General features: G+C 63.0%; 21 protein-coding genes. 5 read left to right on the top strand and 16 right to left on the bottom strand.

Going from position 1 to position 18,344, the window contains the following annotated elements:
• The first annotated feature begins 14 nt into the window (after positions 1-14).
• The 4 genes from PVZ77_RS25690 to PVZ77_RS25675 all read left to right on the top strand — a co-directional run bounded on the left by PVZ77_RS25690 (position 15) and on the right by PVZ77_RS25675 (position 4,452).
• Positions 15-998, top strand: a complete 984-nt coding sequence (locus tag PVZ77_RS25690; RefSeq protein ID WP_273808828.1) for an NAD(P)-dependent oxidoreductase — start codon at positions 15-17, stop codon at positions 996-998.
• 53 nt (positions 999-1,051) lie between these two features.
• Positions 1,052-1,258 carry a hypothetical protein gene (locus PVZ77_RS25685; RefSeq protein ID WP_158895980.1) on the top strand — a complete coding sequence of 69 codons (207 nt, stop codon included), beginning with the start codon at positions 1,052-1,054 and terminating at the stop codon, positions 1,256-1,258.
• A gap of 65 nt (positions 1,259-1,323) precedes the next feature.
• Positions 1,324-3,273, top strand: a complete 1,950-nt coding sequence (locus tag PVZ77_RS25680; RefSeq protein ID WP_273808827.1) for an ATP-binding protein — start codon at positions 1,324-1,326, stop codon at positions 3,271-3,273.
• 315 nt (positions 3,274-3,588) lie between these two features.
• Positions 3,589-4,452 (top strand): hypothetical protein, encoded by an 864-nt coding sequence (locus tag PVZ77_RS25675; protein WP_273808826.1) that lies wholly within the window; start codon positions 3,589-3,591, stop codon positions 4,450-4,452.
• Between the two features lie 185 nt (positions 4,453-4,637).
• On the opposite strand, the gene PVZ77_RS25670 is transcribed toward PVZ77_RS25675, so the two are convergent.
• The gene (locus tag PVZ77_RS25670; protein ID WP_273808825.1) at positions 4,638-5,075 is read right to left on the bottom strand and encodes a hypothetical protein; all 438 of its coding nucleotides are present in this window, start codon (positions 5,073-5,075) and stop codon (positions 4,638-4,640) included.
• A gap of 127 nt (positions 5,076-5,202) precedes the next feature.
• Between PVZ77_RS25670 and PVZ77_RS25665 the strand changes: the two genes are divergently transcribed.
• The gene (locus PVZ77_RS25665) at positions 5,203-5,802 is read left to right on the top strand and encodes a hypothetical protein (protein ID WP_273808877.1); all 600 of its coding nucleotides are present in this window, start codon (positions 5,203-5,205) and stop codon (positions 5,800-5,802) included.
• On the opposite strand, the gene PVZ77_RS25660 is transcribed toward PVZ77_RS25665, so the two are convergent.
• The 15 genes from PVZ77_RS25660 to PVZ77_RS25590 all read right to left on the bottom strand — a co-directional run bounded on the left by PVZ77_RS25660 (position 5,717) and on the right by PVZ77_RS25590 (position 18,292).
• Positions 5,717-5,983: a hypothetical protein gene (locus PVZ77_RS25660; protein ID WP_273808824.1), complete on the bottom strand. Its 267-nt coding sequence runs from the start codon at positions 5,981-5,983 to the stop codon at positions 5,717-5,719. The genes PVZ77_RS25665 and PVZ77_RS25660 overlap by 86 nt on opposite strands.
• Positions 5,980-6,393, bottom strand: coding sequence for a hypothetical protein (locus tag PVZ77_RS25655; RefSeq protein WP_273808823.1), 414 nt, complete (start codon positions 6,391-6,393; stop codon positions 5,980-5,982). The genes PVZ77_RS25660 and PVZ77_RS25655 overlap by 4 nt, the downstream gene beginning before the upstream one ends.
• Complete coding sequence (locus PVZ77_RS25650; RefSeq protein ID WP_273808822.1) at positions 6,390-7,034, bottom strand: glycoside hydrolase family 19 protein; 645 nt, start codon at positions 7,032-7,034, stop codon at positions 6,390-6,392. Before PVZ77_RS25650 ends, PVZ77_RS25655 begins: the two co-directional genes overlap by 4 nt.
• 147 nt (positions 7,035-7,181) lie before the next feature.
• Positions 7,182-7,541 carry a DUF1353 domain-containing protein gene (locus tag PVZ77_RS25645; protein ID WP_273808821.1) on the bottom strand — a complete coding sequence of 120 codons (360 nt, stop codon included), beginning with the start codon at positions 7,539-7,541 and terminating at the stop codon, positions 7,182-7,184.
• Complete coding sequence (locus tag PVZ77_RS25640; RefSeq protein ID WP_273808820.1) at positions 7,538-7,975, bottom strand: hypothetical protein; 438 nt, start codon at positions 7,973-7,975, stop codon at positions 7,538-7,540. The genes PVZ77_RS25645 and PVZ77_RS25640 overlap by 4 nt, the downstream gene beginning before the upstream one ends.
• Positions 7,972-8,976: a hypothetical protein gene (locus PVZ77_RS25635; protein ID WP_273808819.1), complete on the bottom strand. Its 1,005-nt coding sequence runs from the start codon at positions 8,974-8,976 to the stop codon at positions 7,972-7,974. Before PVZ77_RS25635 ends, PVZ77_RS25640 begins: the two co-directional genes overlap by 4 nt.
• A gap of 3 nt (positions 8,977-8,979) precedes the next feature.
• Complete coding sequence (locus PVZ77_RS25630; protein WP_273808818.1) at positions 8,980-9,468, bottom strand: hypothetical protein; 489 nt, start codon at positions 9,466-9,468, stop codon at positions 8,980-8,982.
• Between the two features lie 12 nt (positions 9,469-9,480).
• Positions 9,481-9,735, bottom strand: coding sequence for a hypothetical protein (locus PVZ77_RS25625; protein ID WP_273808817.1), 255 nt, complete (start codon positions 9,733-9,735; stop codon positions 9,481-9,483).
• Positions 9,732-10,316, bottom strand: a complete 585-nt coding sequence (locus PVZ77_RS25620; protein ID WP_273808816.1) for a hypothetical protein — start codon at positions 10,314-10,316, stop codon at positions 9,732-9,734. Before PVZ77_RS25620 ends, PVZ77_RS25625 begins: the two co-directional genes overlap by 4 nt.
• Before the next feature lie 27 nt (positions 10,317-10,343).
• On the bottom strand, positions 10,344-11,060 hold the full coding sequence (locus PVZ77_RS25615; protein WP_273808815.1) for a hypothetical protein: 717 nt from the start codon (positions 11,058-11,060) through the stop codon (positions 10,344-10,346).
• A gap of 9 nt (positions 11,061-11,069) precedes the next feature.
• Positions 11,070-12,596 (bottom strand): hypothetical protein, encoded by a 1,527-nt coding sequence (locus PVZ77_RS25610; protein WP_273808814.1) that lies wholly within the window; start codon positions 12,594-12,596, stop codon positions 11,070-11,072.
• Positions 12,593-13,072 carry a hypothetical protein gene (locus tag PVZ77_RS25605; protein ID WP_273808813.1) on the bottom strand — a complete coding sequence of 160 codons (480 nt, stop codon included), beginning with the start codon at positions 13,070-13,072 and terminating at the stop codon, positions 12,593-12,595. The genes PVZ77_RS25610 and PVZ77_RS25605 overlap by 4 nt, the downstream gene beginning before the upstream one ends.
• Position 13,073: 1 nt before the next feature.
• Positions 13,074-14,792 (bottom strand): hypothetical protein, encoded by a 1,719-nt coding sequence (locus tag PVZ77_RS25600; protein WP_273808812.1) that lies wholly within the window; start codon positions 14,790-14,792, stop codon positions 13,074-13,076.
• The gene (locus PVZ77_RS25595; protein ID WP_273808811.1) at positions 14,792-15,124 is read right to left on the bottom strand and encodes a hypothetical protein; all 333 of its coding nucleotides are present in this window, start codon (positions 15,122-15,124) and stop codon (positions 14,792-14,794) included. Before PVZ77_RS25595 ends, PVZ77_RS25600 begins: the two co-directional genes overlap by 1 nt.
• A gap of 219 nt (positions 15,125-15,343) precedes the next feature.
• The gene (locus tag PVZ77_RS25590) at positions 15,344-18,292 is read right to left on the bottom strand and encodes a tape measure protein (protein ID WP_273808810.1); all 2,949 of its coding nucleotides are present in this window, start codon (positions 18,290-18,292) and stop codon (positions 15,344-15,346) included.
• Between the last annotated feature and the right edge of the window lie 52 nt (positions 18,293-18,344).

The raw sequence follows: 18,344 nt of genomic DNA, 5'->3' as shown, positions 1-18,344 counted from the left end.
AGGAAACGCTGTCCATGAAAAAGAAGGTGATCCACTACAAGGCCCTGTCGCCGGCGCTGACCGCGCGACTGGAAGAAGCCTTCGACCTGGAATACGTCGATGTCAAGGCGCCGGGCGGCGAAGCCCGGCTGCGCGAACGCCTGCCCGAGGCCCAGGGCCTGCTCGGTTCCAGTTTCAAGCTGACGCCCGAATTGCTGGACCTGGCCCCCCGGCTGGAGGCCATCGCCAGCGTCTCGGTCGGCTTCGACAGCTATGACCTGTCCTATCTGGAACAGCGCGGCATCCTGCTCTGCAACACCCCGGATGTGCTCACCGAAAGCGTCGCCGATGCCGCCTTCGCCCTGCTGCTCGCCACCGCGCGGCGCATCGTCGAACTGGCGGACTGGGTCCGCGCCGGCCAGTGGCAGGCCAGTCTGGGCGAGGCGCATTTCGGTTGCGACGTCCATGGCAAGACCCTGGGCCTGGTGGGCATGGGCCGCATCGGCCAGGCCATCGCCCGCCGCGCCTACCTAGGCTTTGGCATGCAGGTCAACTACACCGCCCACGCCGCCAAGCCCGAGGTGGACGAGCGCTTCGGCGCCCGCTTCCTGCCGCTGCCCGAGCTGCTGGCGGAGTGCGACTTCCTCTGCGTCACCGTGCCCCTGAGCGACGAGACCCATCACCTGCTGGGCGCCGCCGAACTGGCCCGGTTGCCGGCCCATGCCATCCTGATCAATGTCTCGCGTGGCCCGGTCATCGACGAAGCCGCCCTGATCGCCGCCTTGCAGGAAGGCCGGCTGCGGGGCGCCGGACTGGACGTCTTTGATCGCGAACCCGTGGCGCCGGATTCGCCCCTGTTGCAGCTGCCCAACGTGGTGCCGACACCACACCTGGGCTCGGCGACCCGCGAGACGCGCGAGGCCATGGCCCGCTGCGCGGTGGACAACCTGCTGGCCGCCCTGGGCGGTCGGCGTCCGGCGAATCTGGTCAATCCGCAGGTCTGGACACGGCGTGAGTGAGCCTTGGGCGTCGTTTGTGGTCAGACAAGTATCATCCCAACGGAGAATGCCCCATGACCGCCTTCGACGATCCCCAAGCCTTCGTCAACCGTGTACGCGAGCAGGCCGCCGATGCCGAGCGCAGCGGCGACATCCCGCGTCTGCTGCAACTGGTCAATGAACTGGCGACCGCCTTCGAACGCCAGGCGCGCAGCACGGCGGCGGACAACGCCGGCGTGGTACGCGCCGTCGAGGAATTCGAGCGGCACGAGGGCACCTGATCCGGCCTGCCGGTCGTGAACTCTTTCGGTAACGTCAAGGACCAGCGCCCCGAGGTCTAGCGCCAGTGCCCATTGCCACCCACACCCTGCTCGGCCGGCTGCTCAAGCCGGCCCCGCGGGACGCCCCGGCGCCCCTGCGCTATCTGGGCGCTACCCTGCTGATCGCCATCGCGGCCGGAATCCGGCTGAGCCTGGGCATCGATAGCCTGCCCTATCTGCTGTTCATTCCCTTCATCATGGCCGGGGCCTTCTGGTTCGGCCTGGGTCCCGGCATCTTCGCCACCCTGTTGTCGGTGCTGCTGGCCGAGACCCTCTTCGTCAAGGCGCCGGCCTATTTCGCGCTATTTTCCGAGCGCTGGGTGTCCCACGCGCTGTTCGTGCTGGTCAACGTCATCATGGCGCTGGTCTGCGCCGCCCAGCGCCGCAGCCTCGAGTCCCTCTATCGCTTCGCCGGCAATCTCGGCGAAGAGGTGACCCTGCGTACCCGTCAGCGCGACCTGATCTGGCAGGCCAGCCCCGACCTGCTCTGCACGGCGAGCCTGGAAGGCCAGTTGCTGGACCTCAATCCCGCCTGGACCAGCACCCTGGGCTGGAGCGTCGAGCAGTTGCACCACGAGCCCTTCATGGCCTTCGTGCACGTCGAGGATCGCGCCCGCACCGAGGCAGCGCTGGAGCGCCTCAAGCTCGGTGAACCGGTATTCGGCTTCGAAAATCGCTATCGGCATCGCGCAGGTGGCTATCGCTGGCTGTCATGGAACGCGGTGCTGCAGGACGGCCTCATCTACGCCGCCGTGCGTGAGGTCACGGCCATCCGCGAGCAACAGGAAGCCCTGCGCCAGACCGAGGAACAGCTGCGCCAGAGCCAGAAGATGGAAGCCGTAGGTCAGCTGACCGGGGGCATCGCCCATGACTTCAATAATCTGCTGACTGGCGTGATCGGCAGCCTGGACATGCTCAGTCTGAGACTCGAACAGGGTCGTTTCACCGATCTCGAACGCTATGCCAGTGGCGCCAAGGGGGCCGCCGAGCGCGCGGCGGCCCTGACCCACCGCCTGCTCGCCTTTTCCCGTCGCCAGGCGCTGGACCCCTCGGCTACCCAGACCAATACGCTGGTGCTGGGCATGGAAGAACTCATCCGCCGCTCGGTCGGCCCCCAGGTCGAGATCCATATCGAACTGGCCGAGACGCTGAATCTCACCCTCTGCGATCCCCACCAGCTGGAGAACGCCCTGCTCAACCTGTGCATCAACGCCAGGGATGCCATGCCCGAAGGCGGAATGTTGCGCATCGTCACCGCCAATCGCCGGCTCAACGAGGCCCAGGCCGCGGCGCTGGAGTTGCCGGCTGGCGACTACGTGACCCTGGCGGTGCTCGACACCGGCGCCGGGATGCCCCCCGCAGTGCTGGCACGGGCCTTCGATCCCTTCTTCACCACCAAGCCGGTGGGCATGGGCACCGGCCTCGGCCTGTCGATGATCTATGGCTTCGCCAAGCAGTCCGGCGGCGTCGCCCACATCGCCTCGGCACCCGGCCGGGGCACTACGGTGACCCTCTATCTGCCGCGCCTGGTGGAATCCTCCGCGTCGTCGGTGGAGACGCCACAGGCTCCGTCGTCGCGCTACCCGGATGGCATGACGGTCCTGGTGGTGGACGACGAACCCCTGGTGCGCATGCTGGTGGACGAAGCCCTGCGCGAACATCGCATCCATACCCTGGAAGCGACCGATGCCGCCGCTGCGCTGCAGGTACTGGAATCAGATACGCCACTGGATCTGCTGATCGCCGATGTCGGCCTGCCGGGCGGCCTGAGTGGCTGCCAGCTCGCCGCCCTGGCCCGGGAACGCCGTCCGGGCCTGATGACGCTGCTGATCACCGGCTATGCCGAGGCCGACCTGCCTGGGGAGTCCTTGCCTGCTCCGGACGTCGGGGTACTGGCCAAGCCCTTCACCCTGGAAAGGCTGATGGCGCGCATCGACCAGCTGCTGGCTGCCCGCGAACGGGGGCCGCAGGCCTGATACCGCTGCCCTGAGCCGAGCGGGGCCGACAAACGCCGCCAGTTGGTGGACAATACGCGGCTATCCACAGGCAACCGGATCGAAACACCCGCATGAGCGATCTCTCCGCGCACACGCCCATGATGCAGCAGTAGTTGTGTCTAGGCTCTGGATGCCGCTCTGCTGCTGGCTTCGCTCCGAAAGCTGTCTAATCTGGTTTCGCCGATTTGGCCTAGTTTGCCCCAGCATTGGCGCGGTTTCCCGCGTTTCAATTAGACAGCTTTCGCTTCCTTGCTAACCTAAAAAATCAAACCCATGCATAGGACATTTATCGCCATGGACCAGCCTCCAACTAGTCGGAATATCCCTTACCCGATCCAGAGAGAGGTGCGGCAGCGCTGTGGATTTGGGTGCGTGATATGTGGCATGCCGCTATATGAGTACGAGCACATGGAGGAGTGGGCTCAAGTAAAGCGGCATGTAGCTGCAGAGATAACCCTGCTGTGCGACCAGCATCACCGTGAAAAAACCAGCGGACTCCTTCCAAAGGAGGCGGTCCGAGCAGCGAATTCAGACCCCTACAATCTCCGAAATGGCGCATCGAGTCCCTATACCTTTCACTTCACTGGATCGGAAGCGACGGTAGAGATAGGAGGAAATTCGTTCACCTGCCAAGACAGGGGCAATGGGACATTCATGATTCCGCTCTTGGTAGATGACACACCGCTCATCGCAATCGTATTGTCCGACGGCCATTTTCTGCTAAGCGTTGTCATCTACGACGAGTGCAACGTACCCGTGCTGCACATCATGAGCAACCAACTTATCTATTCTACTGAACCATGGGACATACAGCTCATAGGCAGGACGCTGACACTAAGGGAAGGCCCGGGAAAGATCCTTATTGAGTTCGTTTTCTGTCCACCAAATAAGGTTCAGATAACTAGAGGCAGATTCCTCAGGAACGGCGTCGAAGTTCTTGTGCGACCAGAACATATGCTCATCACAAACAATGCACAATTTATCTCTAAATGCAGCTCAGATGATAGCCATGGTGGGCTGATAATCGGCCACACAACCAAGCAGATTGGGGGATTCTTGAAGGTCCCCAGTGTTTCGAGGTACCTAGGTGATCGCAGCGAAGCATTACAGTTTGCGAGGGAGTGCCTAGCCCTCCAGCAGGATGCTGAATCACCCTAGCATCAAGGCCTGGAATGCGATGGTAAATCAGGCGAAACCCAGCTAGCGCAAGGGTTGCAGACCGAAAACGGCCTATTCCGATAGGTCGTTTTACTGCTCGATACTTTCCTTTGCTGACGCATACTTACGCGCCAGTTTTGGGGAAGGCTTTCCCCCTCCTCCGGCGTTCTGCCGACACCAATCCCCTACCGCTTTCCCTGCAGCCAACTGACCTGGCTGCGCAGCCGATCGGCGTCCATCTTCTCGTCGACGGCCATCGCCCGGGCCGTGGCCAACTCTTGGCGAAGGTGCTCGTTCTCCTTCTGGGTGACGTTCACCACAAGCAGCAGCTCGTGATACTTCACGTCGATCTCTTCCAGCGCCGGCGCCGGGGCTCCATCACCTCCCCCGGCCATCCACTTCTGCACGCTGAGCTGCTTGAACCCCCGGACGATGCGAACCTCAGTCCACAGCTGGTCGCGCTCGGCCAGCACCGTCAGCAGGTTCTGGCGTAGGCGAGCCATCATGCCGCGCATGATCGCGATCTCCTCGACGTAGAGGTCGCGCTGATTCCTGATCATCTCCAGGCAGTCCGGGTCGAAGTCATCGCCCCCGAAGCTGCCGAATTCGTCGATCTGTTCCATAGAAAAAACCGATACTGTTTTTTTATACAGTATTCAAAAGACAACCAGGCATCAACCCTTGCCCCGATAAGCGGCAACCCGTATAGCATGTACGAAAGAGGTACCCCTGAATTAGGAGAGTCACTGCATGGCGCTATCTATGGTTTTCCCTCAGGCAGAAGATGAACAGAACTTCCATAGAAATTCAGAGGTTTACTTATCAGCTAAGGAATTCGAGAGAATTATCAACACCAGGATATTTGAAAGAGAAAACCGCTCATCACCACTATTTAAGTCTGCATTTACAGGCGCAGTTATAAACCTTAGAGACTTGCTTATGCAATGCAAGGCCATTGGAGATCCGGTTGATTGGACCGATGATGTAGAACAATTAGGAAAAATAAAAGATGTCTCTGACCTCATTTCAGTCGCCAGAAATGCCATGTGCCACCTTGACTCACCACTGCATAGAATACAAAACTCATACATATCATTTAACATCGCTTATGGAAAAAGCGTTGTTTACAGATCCAATGAGCTCATTCAGCAATCTATATTTGAGGATGACATCGCTTTCTGTATAGGCATCTACACGCTGTATTTAAATAGACATATGCTGAAGGCATTTGTTAGCGCGATTGAAATCCTCAACAGGCACGGAATTATTGACAGCTCCGATTGGCAGCCTCCAGCACCTTTTCATATCCCTGCCTTTGACGCCGTTCCGCCAGCAAAGCCCTCACCTTGACCTCAAGGCTATCCTCTCTACGGAGCCCATCCGCCGCCCAGGCCGGCACCGCCGGCGCCTTCACCCGGCACGGCACCTGGACCGGCACCTCTACGCGCACCACGCGCGGCTCGGGCTCGGCAACGGGCCGACTGCCGCACCCCGCCAGCGCGACCACCAATCCCACGATGATCCACCTCATAGGCCCAGCTCCTTGTCGATGATGGCCGCGGCGGCCGCCGCCGGGTCGCCCCCGGTGCGCTCCTGCTGCAGGCGGTTGGCTGCCTGGTAGTCCTCGCCGGCTGCCTTGGCGGCCTGCCGCTGGATCGGCTCGGCCTCCTTGGCGCGCTTCTCGGCGTCTAGGCGCAGATCGGCCAGGGCCTGGTTCTGCTGGCCCACCTGCCCTTCCAGAGTGCTGCTGGTAGTGCGGCAGGACGCCAGCGTGCTAGCAGAGGCCGTCACCTGGTCTTGCAGCTTCTCGACGACGGGTCGGTAATGATCGACGGTGAGCCAGTAGGCGGCGCCGGCACCTGCCAGCGCGCCCAGGCCGAGCAAGACGACAACGGCGACCGCGATGACGGCCGCCCTGTACTGCTCGAACAGAGCGCTCACGCCAGCACCTCGATCCCGCGACCGGTCAGCGCCAGACGCTCATCCAAGCCCTTGGTGCCGCCGTTGATCTTCTTGGTGATCGCCAGGGTGTTGCCGGCGTCGGCCAGCGCGTTCAGGCCATTCACCGACCAGAAGTGAGCAGCGGACATGCAGGCGTTCCAGGGCAGCTCCAGCAGCTCGGGATGCTGAGCCAGATCCAGCGCCAGGGCTGCGCCGGCGGCGACGTAGTTCGCCCGGCCGGTGACCTGCAGCAGCCCGCGGCCCCGATACTTCCAGCCGTCACCGGAGGACTCGGGGCCATTCCCGTTCCGGTTGGCATAGGTGTTGTTCGCGATTGCCTCCGGGCGCCGGGCCAGCTTGGCAGCCAGCTCGTTCGGCGTCCGGGGGCTGGCTGCCGGTGCCACGGCGTAGCGGCTTGGCCAGGTGTTGGCCAAGGCCTGCGCGCTGTAGTTCAGGTTCTCCACCAGCACAGTGAGCTGGGCCGACTCGTGGCCGCACTGGGCTATGAAGGCGGCCATGCGCTTCGGGTTCTGATCGATGGCGTAACGCTGCATGGCGGCGTTCAGCGGACCGACGAATGCCGCAGCCACCGACCGGCTGCGCGGCAGAATGGCAACGAGCTGCTGCTCGGTGATGGGCATAGGTTTTCTCCAGGCGAAAATAAGCCCGCGCGGGGCGGGCTGGTGAACTACCAAGGAATCCTGAGTAGTTGGGCTGTCCTCATGATCGTGAGGAATCAAGTAGGCAGTCGGTGTCAGGCGCGGCGATTCCGCTCGGCCGTGAGGATTTCAGGAGGCGCCGTAGCGGCTTGCGCCGAATAGCCTGACTCCCAGGAGCATGAGCCATGCACGCCAGCGGGCGATTCCGCTCGAGCGCAGGGCATTGAAGAAGACGCGGTCGGCGTCCTCGCGCGTCAGCAGGCAGCTTTTGTAAAGCCAGTCGTGCAACACCGCGCCAGCGTGGCCATAGGCACCCACCAGGTCGAATATCACCGGCAGGCGCGGCACGCTGGCGAAGTCGGTCTCGAAGCCGGGCGGCACGGTCAGCAGCCCCTGATCGGGGTCCAGATACGAAAATGGCGCCAGGAGGCGCCACGTCTTGCGGTCGGTCTGCAGTTCGGCCTGCAGTGGCTCGGGGAATCGGTTCATGCCGCCTCCTGGCCAGGGACCGCTGGCAACTCTGCCAAGAAAGCATCCAGCGCCGGAATCTCACGCTCTCCTGCTTTCACCTTGGCCAGCTCCTGGTAGGCGTATGCCCAAACTAGCGAGCGCCAGGCGCGCATGGCCCTGCCGTCTTCTTGGAATTTGGCTACTGCCGGTTCTTCCGCATAGCTGACCGCTGTCGCTATCGAGTCATAGCCGCGGGCGCGCGCTTCTGCGTCGAGGCGCCCCTGGATCGCCTGCTCGAAGGTGCTGGATAGATCCTCCAGCGCCTGCTCCTGGGTCTGAGCAGGATCAGGTGCATTACCGGCAGCGAGCCAAGCCTGGTAGTCATCCCACCAGCGGTGGCCCAGAGGGATAGCTGTTCCGTCAGACGTACGAACCACCACATCGGGATTGATCGTTAAGCGATAAGCTTTCATAGCTCAGCATCCAGTATCACCGCGCCACCCTTGGAGCCATGGGCGATGTAAATCCGATAGGCAGTCAGTCCGGAGAAGCCGTCGAAGTAGATCTGGCCGCCCGTAGTCGACAGATAGCTCACAACGATGCCCGCTGCGCTCTGGGTGTAGTCATTGCTGGTGTCGGTGATCGTCACAGCGCCCGTTGCGGTCGCGGATGGCGATATCCGCATTGGGTCGTACTCGACGATCATGATCCCGCGCACGGCGGTGGGTGCGAAAACAGAGCCCCGCTGGATGCGGAAGCAGTAGCGCTTGCAGAGCTGAAACTCCAGGGCGATGGGTCGAGCGTCCCAGCCAGTCGCCACCACACCAAGCTCAAGTTGCAGCCGCTTGAAGGTGGTTGAAGCCGACACCGATACGGTCACCGTGAGGTTCCCGGTGCCAGCAGGCAGTGCCAGCGTGACACCTCTCCGCCCGCTTCCAGCAGCTATGGTGCCACTGACCGCCGTGGTGTCTGTGGTCGAGAAGGCCATAGCGACACTGATCGTTGCGGAAGGGTCCTCGACGCTGAAGGTGGCCGATTTCCCAGCCATATAGGCCGCAGTATCCGCCTCGATCACCTGCACGATCGCGCCGCTTGATAGCGTGATAGTCGCGCCAGATATTGTCAGGGATGCCCCGTTGGGTCCCGCCTTCCAGCGGTCAAAGCCGTACACCCCAGCGGCCAGCGATCCACCCGCAAACGCTCTTTGATTGATGAAAAGACCGCCATTGATAAAGGCGTTCCGCATAGCCGGCATCGACGCATCAACAGCCCCAATGTTGAGCCTCGCGCCAGCGGCGTTTGCAGATCCCGTGCCGCCCTGTCCGATCGAAAGAGGGGTCGTCAGTGACTCAATGGACGTGATGTCTTTGTTGGCGCCCTTAGCTGCCTTGCCGGCTACCGACGCTGCTAGAGCCTTGATGTCAGCCCCTACCGCCTGGGCGAGCGCGGTTACCCGCGCGGCTAGGGTGGCCATGGCTTAGGCCTTTGCCGTGGCGTAGGCAGCGGCGAAGTCGGTGTCGGGGTCACCGATCCCGATGTTGGCACAGGCCTGGGCCTTCTGGGCCTGGGTCAGGGTCTGGGCATCGTCGAAGCGCACGCGGTTATTGACGGCGGTGGCCAGGGCAGCGGCGGTGGTCTCATCCGCCTTGATGATGTCCTGCAGCTCCTTCAGGGTGTCGTATGCCGCGTCTGCGCCACCCAGGATGTCCGACTTTACCGCAGCCTTGGCCGCCTCGATGGTGTCGTAGATCTTGTCGGCCGACCAGGTGAAGCCGGTATCGCCATTCCCCTTGGTGTCGTCGATCACTGCCGCGTTGGCGGTGATCATTCCCCGCAGCTCATTTATCGCTGCCACTAGGTTGCTCTTGGCCGTAGTGCTCAGACCGGTCAGGTCGCCGACAGAGGCCTTGAGCGATTTCACGTCGGCAGCAATGGCCTGGGCCAACAGGGTAATGCGCTGGTTCATGTTCATTCGTGGTCAGCCTCTGGCCAGGTAGTAGAGCGCCAGGTAGTCGGCGCCGGAAGGTTCGGGTACGAAAAGGCCCTCGTCGGAGCCTTCGATAAGCTGGTTGTCGCGGTCGGTGCTGATCATCGCGGAGCCGCTGCCGGACTTTCCCGGCGGCCCGGGTGGGCCCTGGTCACCGAAGGCAACCACCAGGATGTCGGGCTCCGGCTCCACGACGATGCAGTGCTCGTCCTCGACGACGATCAGGCCAGGAGAGTCGCAGCTCATGGGCAGCCCTCCAGTCCGACCTCCACCTCGCCCTGGGCGAAGCGCGTCACCGTGCCATCGGCGAATGTGAGCTCCAGATCCCAGGTGGCGCGGGTCCAGCCGAGCACGGAGGTCGCTGCTGCGCCGAGATGGATGCGCAGTAGGCCCAGGCCGTCGATGACCAGCCCGCCGTTCGCCGTGGTCAGCTCCAGCACCGGTGCGGCGCCGATCTCAGGGCGCACCAGCAGGCGACCGGTTACGCCGGTCAGGTCCAGCGGCGGCAGGTAGATCAGGCGGCCAGCCGATGGCTTTGCGGCGCTGGCATCGATGACATTTACCTCAAGCGTGTCCTGGTCGATGACCTTGACCATATGCGGGCGGGCGCTGGCCGGATCGCGGTTGAGATTCGGCAGCCCAACCACGCCGGCGAACCAGGCCGGCCAGGTACCGATGAGGCCGTGGCCAGGCGCCGTGATGCGCACCGGCGCCGTGGCGGCGATACTGGTGATGTCGCGGTAGATCCGGCCCGGCTGCATCAGCCGAAGGACCTTGTTGAGCGTCGTTCCCTGGATGATGCGCAGGGGAATGCAGGCCGGCGTCATAGCTGGCTACTCCAGAACTGGGTGGGGTTAGCTGAAGCTGATCTTGTGGGTACCCTCGGGCAGAGGGTTATCCAAGACCTTCACGAAGCACGAGACCGCGCCATTTAGCTGGTTGAGGTTGCCAAAGCTAGAGATTTCGTACTGCTGGGAGCCGATCTTGAAGGAGGTGAACGGCAGGTCGGCCTTGGAGGCGTAGCTGCCGCGGATGGTGATGATCAGGTTCTGGAACTGGCTGTTCCAGATGAGCCCCATGAGCTCGCCGTCGGCGCCCGGCGCCGCAGCGGCGCCCGGGATGGTGGACGCACCGCTCGGGCTGATTGATCCGGCCGGATAGGCATAGTCATTCGGGTTGATGGTGAAGCCGTAGAACTCGCCGCTCTTGAACTCGGAGCTCAGGGCGACCCCGCCTTCAAGCGCATTCACCCGCCCTTCAAGTTCGGCAATCCGCGCCGACAGGCTGGCGATGCTGGTTTGGCCTTCAAACAGGAGGCTGAGCATCGCAGCCGTGATCGAGCAGTAGATAACGCTCCCCGACTTCCAATCCCTGGTCTGCGTCCCTTCCTGGGCGCGGTACAGGGCCGCGGTCCCGCCGGACACGGAGGCGTCTACGATCTCCCAGGCCGTGGCCTTGGTTGCCGAGTCCGCGATGGTGAGACGGTAGTCACCGTCGGGCAGGCCGAGCGCGCAGGAGGTAACGTCAGCGCCCAGCGTTATCGCCTGGCTCCAGTTGTTCACGAAGTTCATGGTGTGTCCTTAGATGTAGCAGACCGGCTTGTAGGAGCGGGTAGCAGCGAAGGTGACTGGGCACCAGCTGCCATACAGCTGGCCGCCCTCGCGGAAGAAGCTGGCGTCGGAATCAATGGCCGGCAGCTGCAGTAGGCCAGAGGGTGCGGCCACGTCGGTGTGCCAGTGGGTCTCGCCCTGGTCTACCGACCCATAGGCCAGAGCCGCACCGAACATCTGGTAGGAGATCCGGTGCGGGATCATGCGCACCACCACCGACTGACCATCCTTCAACCAGCTGCTGGAGTTGTTGCTGATGCAGTACGGGACATCGCCGGGCACAGTCGCGACCGCGCCGGGCGATGCAGCGACGATGCCACCCATCGTGATGGGGCGGTCCCCGGGCTCCAGCGTGGCTGAGTCATTAATCGTCTGCGATTCGCCGGTCGAGTAGTTCGCCTGGCCCTGAATCGAGCTCCGGTATGTTCTGGTGCTGTCGCCAGTGAACTCGGTGGTCTCTTCCAGCTGCTGGGAAGTGGAAATGCTCCATCCCGCCACCTCTGAGCCATCCAGCGACACCGCAGCCCTCAAGCTATCCGAGATCGAGTACTTGAGCGTCCACTTGCCCACGAGCGGCGCGCCATTAGGGAAACTGGTTGGGCCTTCATGTTCGAGAGCGGGGATGTTCAGCACCCGCTGGTAGAGCATTGATAGCTTCCAGATCCGCCGTATGCCATCCGGGTCGTAGTAGATGCCCACCACCCAGCCGGTAAAGCCGCGCGATTCAGTGCCCTGGCGGACCCGATGATCAATCAGGTACTTATCAGCCGGCCGCGGGCCATTGATGAGCTGGTCGTTGTCCAGGTACCAGTCACTGGCCTGGCCGGTCACCAGGGCTTCGCTGGCTGGTCCCAGCGTCTGTGCGCGCGTGTAGAGCGTCGTCACCGTGGCCTGGCACTCAGTCCCCTTCCCTTTCAGGCTCACCTCAAGCCAGCCGACCGGGCGATAGCGCCAGGGCTGCTCAGAGCCGAAATCCATCGCCAGCTCAATCGCCGCGCGGTCACCAGTCACCGTGGCGTGGTGCAGGAACTTCGCGTAGCCGGCGTCGGTACCAGGCGGCTGGGTGACCGCCGGCGTGTCCTGGCCGAGGTTTGGCTGGGCGACCGGGTAGGTGTAGGACTCTGGCTTGCCGGAAAGCACGCCGAACCTGTCGAGCTTGATGCTCCAGTCTGCGCTCACGAAGTTGAACGTGACCCTCCAGCAGGCGCCGTCTGGATCAATGTAGATCCATCCGTACAGCTGGCCGCCATGGAGCTGGCCGCCGCCGATGATCGCCCTGTCCCACCACTGCCAGCCGCGCTCGGCATCGTCGGCGGCTTCTTCCTCGCTCCGCTCCACCGCCTCGGCCAGCGGGTGCTTGACCAGCATGGTCGATCCAGTGAAAGGGTAGCTGTCGACGTACTTGTGCGGGTGGTTGAGCGTCTTGCCGTTGGAGAGCTTGAGCTTTCCGCCCTCGACCAGGCCGTGATAGGGGCAGCCCCACACGAGCGAGGTCATGTCGGCACCTCGGTGGCCACCGTCCCGTTCGGGTCGGCGTACTGGAACTGGACTGCAGCGCCATTGGCGTCCGTCATGTTCATGGTCTTGATGGCCGGCAGGATGAATAGGCCATCGCTGCTGGTGAGTCCGCCGGCGTAATACTCGCGATCGGGCACGGTCTTTCCCTCGACCGACTTGGTCTTCTCGGTCAGCGGGCTCGCGATACCCCCGCCGGTGTTGGTCGGCGTCCGAGGCTTGAACTCACCGGTTCCGCTGGCGGCGGGGACACCGCCGCGAGCCTGCACATCAGGAAGCGACTTGCTCGCCCGGGGCGGCGCAACCACGGCATTGATATCGTCCACCGTGGTGCCGCGTCGGGACGCTTCCATGGCTGCGCCGATCCCGCGGCGCTCCGCTTCGTTCGATGTGCCAATGGCGCGCCGTGCGGCTTCCATCGCCTTGCCACTGGCGCGCCGGGCGTCTCCAAGTGCCATGTCAGAGCTCCAGGGTGTCGTTCGGGATGACCACCCGGTACTCCGCGGTGGTGGTGTAGGCCTGCTCATCTCGCAGGGCGGCTGAAATCTCCGGCGCCGTGACCTTCATGCGGCGTGGAAATTTCTCCAGGGTGCTGTCCTGCACGTTGCTGTACATCCCCGAGAAGCCGTCCCGGTCCTCGTCATAATCGCCGCTATCGAAGTGCCCGCCGAGCTGGGTATCCAGCGCGTAGTTCCGGCTGCCGCTGCTCGGGCTGCTGGTGGTCTCCGCCGGCGCGCTGAGGGCGTCCGCATCGGTACCACCGCCGCGCATTACCGCAATGGTGGTGGTGATCAGGGCGCTGCCTGACTCCAGGTCGTAGGCTTCCTCCAGCCGCCGGCATTTCCCAACCGCCTTCACGCCCTGATCGGCCAGGCTGAGCGTCTGGTCGAGATCTGCGCCCAAGCACATGCTGGCGGGGAAGTCCCAACTGACAGTGCTGTCACGGTGGCTGCTGAGGATTGTGGTCTGGGCCTGGTGCAGCAGGACCTCAATGGCCGCAGCGCGACGGGCAGAATTGCCGAGGTCGGTGAAGCCATCAGTACCGCCGGTTACCTCATCGCTCTCCCAAGCATCGGCTCGATCATCCTCGATCTGGACTGCCAGGCGATCGCGGGACACCTGCTCGCCGGCCTGTGCCACGCTGGTGGGTGCGTAGACCTTGAGCGTCAGGGTCTCGGTGACCTGCTGCGTCCAGCGCCGGGCACCGGTGAAGGTGGCCGACAGCAGGAGCCCTTCGTAGACGTTGACCCAGGGGATCCCATCGCCGCAAGGGTTCGGCATGCTCAGCGGGATGGTGTAGTAGCTGCCGGCCACGAGGGCCTGGCCGCTGCCACTCACCGCCGACTCGATCATGTCGACGTCTGGCGTCTCCGAAGACTCCTTGCGCCACTGGCAGAAGCCGCCCAGACCGCTGGCGCCCTGGGTCTCGGGATGCACCCAGGTGTAGCCGTTGCTTTGCTGCCAGAGCCGTGCGTAGCGATAGCCGCCCTCGATCTCGACGACGTTGGTCAGCCGGTCCAGCTGCGCCAGCTCGACGCGGATGCTCTGGTAAACGGTGGTGCCGGTACCGAACTCGAATGCCGGCGCCTTGGCGAACCAGGATGTGACGCGCAGCGCGCCAGCGGCCGAGGCATCCAGGCTCGAAGGGATGGTGCCCAGGCGCTCGCCCGCATAATCCCAGCGGCTACGGCCCTCGGTGGGCTCGAACACATCTTCCGACCAGTAGCCGCCGACCAGTGCGTCGATGTCGGTTATGGCCATGGCCTCAACCCGCTTCTGGAGCTGGTCGCTGCAGTTCAGAGTCAGCAGGCGCTGGGTAGCGTCGTAGGAAGGGTCAGAGACCTGGCCGGTGTAGCGCCGGGACTGCGTGACCACACCACCCTGTTCGCTCACATAGTCGAGCGTCACCGGGCGGCCGATCCAGTCGGTGGGCACGACAGGCCCAGGCGGCAGGAAGATGATGACCGTGGCCAGGCCGGCGGCGCCCTCCTCGCGGTCCACCGATACCGAACCGGTCAGCTGCGAGGAGTAGTCCACGCCACCGATCATCAGCACCAGACGCCAGGTGAAGGAAAGCGCGGGCGTCACTGGTACCGGAGGATTGGGCCCAGGGCCATCGCCCTGGCCTGACCCTCCAGCATTCAGCGGCTGGGCGTTCAGCGGGTAGGCGTTGAGCATCACGCCTCCTCGGCGGTCAGGGTCCAGTCGAAGGTTGCAGCGCTGGCGTCCATCGCCTCTTCGCGGTCAACGTAGACGCTGAACATGGGCATCCACTGAACCTGGTAGAGCGTGGCGCCATTGACCGGGGTTACGGTGGCCACCTGGCCGGCCACACTGGCCGGGGTGGTGACCCACTCGGTGTCAACAAGGGCCAGAGCCCAGGGCGCGACGTCAGGCCGCGGGGTGCTGGTCAGGGTGAAGCTGGTTCCTGTGCCCCGGATCGAACGCGGCTGGGTGCAGCGCAGCTCCAGAGGCTGGTCGAAGTTCAGGCCGTCCAGGCCTGGGCCCATCCACCCGCTCCCGCTGACAGTGATAGCTGTCTTTGACCAGTGACGCATGTTCACCAGCGCGCCTTGGCTCAAACGAACCCGGGCGCGGCCTTCGGCGCCTACCTTGTACTGTTGGCTTGGCGGCCCATCATGGGCAACCAGCGGGATTCCGCCGAGCATCACGCGCGCAACGGCCATAGCGACTCCAGTCAAGAAAAAGCCCGCGCGAGGCGGGCCAGGTTATCCACGTGTCCGGGGTCGACCGAACTTCTTCCGGGCGATCTCCAGTTCGCTGCGCTGGTTGGCCGGCACCGACACGGTCAGGCTGTCACCGCCGGGCAGGGCCAGATCCATGGTGCCGAGGAAGGCCTGATCGCCGCCCTGCAGCAGCGCCGCAGCCACCGGGGGGATTGCCGGCACCCGACCTACCGCTCCGCCGGTAGCGAAACGCGGCAGGCGCCGGGCGTTCAGCTGTTCCAGCAGATCGGGACCGTAGTGCCGCACCGCGGCCGCACGCATGACGAACTCCCCGTTGGAGAGCCGCGCCAGGATGCTGTCCGAGGTGCCGGTGCCAGGGCCGGAGATCTGGCCACCGGTGGCGAATCCAGGAACTGCTGCAGCAGGGTCGCCAGCAGATACAGGTGCCACCACCGGAGTGATGACGACCTTCGATGCGGCGGTGATCCGCTCGATGAGCGCTTGCATGTCGGACTGAGCTTGCGCAGCAGCCTGTTGATCCAGCGTTGGCTGCACTGTTACGCCCAACCCCTTCAGGCTCCCGGTTAAGTCCAGCGGGGTGCCCATCAAGCCCATCGACTTCATGTTGTCGGTAGGCGGAAGCAGATTGAACGTCAGCTCAACCGTGGCCTCGCTGCCGATCTTCTTCGCCAATGCCCGCATGTCGTCTAGCAGCTTGTTCGCGGCCTCATCACTCATGAGCGGGGTGACTTGGATGTTTTGCAAGCGCGAGGCCTCTTGCTGCAGCTCCACCAGCTTGTTGCGGATGCTGTCCAGCTTGGCGTCGGCCTGACTCTTCTCCAGGTCGTTGGCGCCCAGCTCAATGGCCTGCAGCTGCTTGGCGAAACCTTCAAGGCCATAGGTGCTCTGGCCGGCCTTCTGCATATCCAGAAGCATTTGGCGCGCCGCCTCGGCCTGCTCCATGGCCGTCTTGAAGTCGCCACTGCGCAGGGCATTCTGCGCCGACACCTTAAGATCTTGGGCCGCGCCATAGCTAGGCTCAGCGGTACCGTTACGCAGCTGCGATACGGTGGTCGAGTACTTCTTATTGATCTCCTTCCGCTTTTCGCCGATCGCCTCAATCTTGGAAAGCTGTTCTTGCTCCAGCTTTTCTTGAGCCGCGAAGTACTGCTTGGCATCCGCCAAAAGCAGATTCAGGCCTGCTTTCTGCTGCGTCCGCCTGTTTACCAGCGCCTCAGCATTGGCCTCAAACAAGTCCTCCTGCTGCTTTTTCTCAAGAGCTGCTCGCTCAGCGGCCGCAGTGCGGGCATCCTCGGTCAGTCCAGTCATCTCGGTCAGCAACTTCTGCCGATAGGCCTGATATTGCTTGAGCAGTTCTTCGTTTTGTTCCTTGCTTCTAACCAACGCGGCGTCATTGCCACTTATCAAAGCCCCGAAGAAACCTAGCGGGTCAGACGTAGGCCCTGGACTTTGGATAGCCTGCTTAAGCTGTTCAATCTGCTTATCTACTGAATCCATCTTGGCTAGATTGCCGGTGATCTTCGCCGCGTTATAAGCAATGCTTTCGCCGAACTTTGCAAAACCGGCTGCGCCTTTTACGCCCCAACTAGCCAGCTGAACTAGAGCCGACGCGAGAGCCACAAGCCCTGCTTTAACTTCAGGGTCTTTCACAACCTCAGTTAGCTCCTTGATCTGGCTGATCAAAGGACTCAGGTCAGACGATCCCACGGCCGCATTCAGCGCATCTCCCAGCTGGGTCATGGCGCCGCCTACCGTCTCCGGCATTTTCGCGGCCTCTTCCCTCAGGGTCTCCAGCTGACCCGAGAGCGCCTTGGTCACAACGGAGGCGGTCAACATGCCGTTATCGGCCATGTTCTTAAGCGCGCCGGTGGTGACACCCAGGCCCTTTGCCAGGGCCTGCATCAGTCGCGGAGCCTGATCTGCCACGCTATTGAACTCGTCGCCACGCAGCGCACCGGAACCCAAAGCTTGAGCAAACTGGGTCGCACTGTTGGACGCTTCCTCGGCTGATGCTCCTGAAACGCGGAAGCTCAGCGCTACCGCTTCGACGATCTGGAGCGTCTGCTTCTGAGTGGCACCCGCCTCCTTCATAGGCGTGTTGATCCGCGTGAACAGGTTGACCATCGAGGCCAAGGGTACCGCCGCGCGGGCCGAGATCTCCCTAAGCGATTCCTGCGCAGTGTTGAACTCTTCCTGGCTGCCCGTCGCAAGCCTGAGTCTCGCATTCATAAGCTGGTAGGCATCGGTCATCTTGGCAATCTGGGCGACGGCGGCGATACCGGTAGCGCCAGCGATTAGCGCGCCAGTGCCAACGTCGGTGACCTTGAAGCGCGAGGTGGTGCCCTGAAGGCTATCCATCTCAGCCTTCGTTTCCTTGATCCGCCGTGTCAGCGTCTGCTGTGCGATCGCCAGCTCGCCCGCGCTCAGCGTCCCCGACTTGCGCAGCAGATCATATTGTCCCCGCAGGCTACCCAACTCGGCGCCCAGTTCCCGGTAGCGATTGACGCCCAGGCTCTGAGCTGCCGATTGCAAGGCGGTACCGCGCTCGGCAACACCTAGCCGAGTGCTAAGCTGCGCTCGAAGCCGCGCCTGCTCAGCTGCAAGCTTGGTGGTATCAAGGCCGGCGGCCTGCATCTCAGCGCGCATAGCGGCAAGCGTGACGATTTGCTTTGCCTCTGCGCGCTCTAGGCGCTGAAGCTCAGAAACTGAGTCGCGATAGGACTGCTGCAGAGCCTTACTGGGCGCTACGGCTGTGGCGATCTGGTTGCCAAGGTCTCGAATGCGGTCGCGGGCAGAGCTGGCGGCTTTCTGGGTTCCCTCAAGCGAGGTCTCCATATCGCGGAAGGCATCAATCCGCTGTAGGGGCTTCTGCACCTCTCGCACCAGGGCCTGGTATTCCTTGCGGAAGCCACTCAAATTCGTCTGGGCGCCGCTCACATCGGCCTGTAGCCGCAGTTCTACGTCAGTCATATCAGGCCTTTAGGGAGCGGAGAAAGAGTCGCCATGGGTAGCTGAACGCTTG

It is taken from the genome of Pseudomonas sp. SHLD1 (assembly GCF_028640935.1).
GTDB classification, from domain to species: Bacteria; Pseudomonadota; Gammaproteobacteria; order Pseudomonadales; family Pseudomonadaceae; genus Chryseomonas; species Chryseomonas aestiva.
The sequence above is the reverse complement of the archived record's forward strand: the minus strand, read 5'-3'. Positions and strand labels throughout refer to the sequence as shown.

Excerpts from the sequence above, each read along its gene's own strand:
- PVZ77_RS25630 (WP_273808818.1), bottom strand. The coding sequence starts at position 9,468 with ATGAACCAGCGCATTACCCTGTTGGCCCAGGCCATTGCTGCCGACGTG.
- PVZ77_RS25600 (WP_273808812.1), bottom strand. The coding sequence starts at position 14,792 with ATGCTCAACGCCTACCCGCTGAACGCCCAGCCGCTGAATGCTGGAGGG.
- PVZ77_RS25690 (WP_273808828.1), top strand. The coding sequence starts at position 15 with ATGAAAAAGAAGGTGATCCACTACAAGGCCCTGTCGCCGGCGCTGACC.
- PVZ77_RS25685 (WP_158895980.1), top strand. The coding sequence starts at position 1,052 with ATGACCGCCTTCGACGATCCCCAAGCCTTCGTCAACCGTGTACGCGAG.
- PVZ77_RS25625 (WP_273808817.1), bottom strand. The coding sequence starts at position 9,735 with ATGAGCTGCGACTCTCCTGGCCTGATCGTCGTCGAGGACGAGCACTGC.
- PVZ77_RS25650 (WP_273808822.1), bottom strand. The coding sequence starts at position 7,034 with ATGCCCATCACCGAGCAGCAGCTCGTTGCCATTCTGCCGCGCAGCCGG.
- PVZ77_RS25635 (WP_273808819.1), bottom strand. The coding sequence starts at position 8,976 with ATGGCCACCCTAGCCGCGCGGGTAACCGCGCTCGCCCAGGCGGTAGGG.
- PVZ77_RS25660 (WP_273808824.1), bottom strand. The coding sequence starts at position 5,983 with ATGAGGTGGATCATCGTGGGATTGGTGGTCGCGCTGGCGGGGTGCGGC.
- PVZ77_RS25675 (WP_273808826.1), top strand. The coding sequence starts at position 3,589 with ATGGACCAGCCTCCAACTAGTCGGAATATCCCTTACCCGATCCAGAGA.
- PVZ77_RS25620 (WP_273808816.1), bottom strand. The coding sequence starts at position 10,316 with ATGACGCCGGCCTGCATTCCCCTGCGCATCATCCAGGGAACGACGCTC.
- PVZ77_RS25665 (WP_273808877.1), top strand. The coding sequence starts at position 5,203 with ATGGCGCTATCTATGGTTTTCCCTCAGGCAGAAGATGAACAGAACTTC.
- PVZ77_RS25670 (WP_273808825.1), bottom strand. The coding sequence starts at position 5,075 with ATGGAACAGATCGACGAATTCGGCAGCTTCGGGGGCGATGACTTCGAC.
- PVZ77_RS25640 (WP_273808820.1), bottom strand. The coding sequence starts at position 7,975 with ATGAAAGCTTATCGCTTAACGATCAATCCCGATGTGGTGGTTCGTACG.
- PVZ77_RS25590 (WP_273808810.1), bottom strand. The coding sequence starts at position 18,292 with ATGACTGACGTAGAACTGCGGCTACAGGCCGATGTGAGCGGCGCCCAG.
- PVZ77_RS25615 (WP_273808815.1), bottom strand. The coding sequence starts at position 11,060 with ATGAACTTCGTGAACAACTGGAGCCAGGCGATAACGCTGGGCGCTGAC.
- PVZ77_RS25595 (WP_273808811.1), bottom strand. The coding sequence starts at position 15,124 with ATGGGCCCAGGCCTGGACGGCCTGAACTTCGACCAGCCTCTGGAGCTG.
- PVZ77_RS25645 (WP_273808821.1), bottom strand. The coding sequence starts at position 7,541 with ATGAACCGATTCCCCGAGCCACTGCAGGCCGAACTGCAGACCGACCGC.
- PVZ77_RS25605 (WP_273808813.1), bottom strand. The coding sequence starts at position 13,072 with ATGGCACTTGGAGACGCCCGGCGCGCCAGTGGCAAGGCGATGGAAGCC.
- PVZ77_RS25610 (WP_273808814.1), bottom strand. The coding sequence starts at position 12,596 with ATGACCTCGCTCGTGTGGGGCTGCCCCTATCACGGCCTGGTCGAGGGC.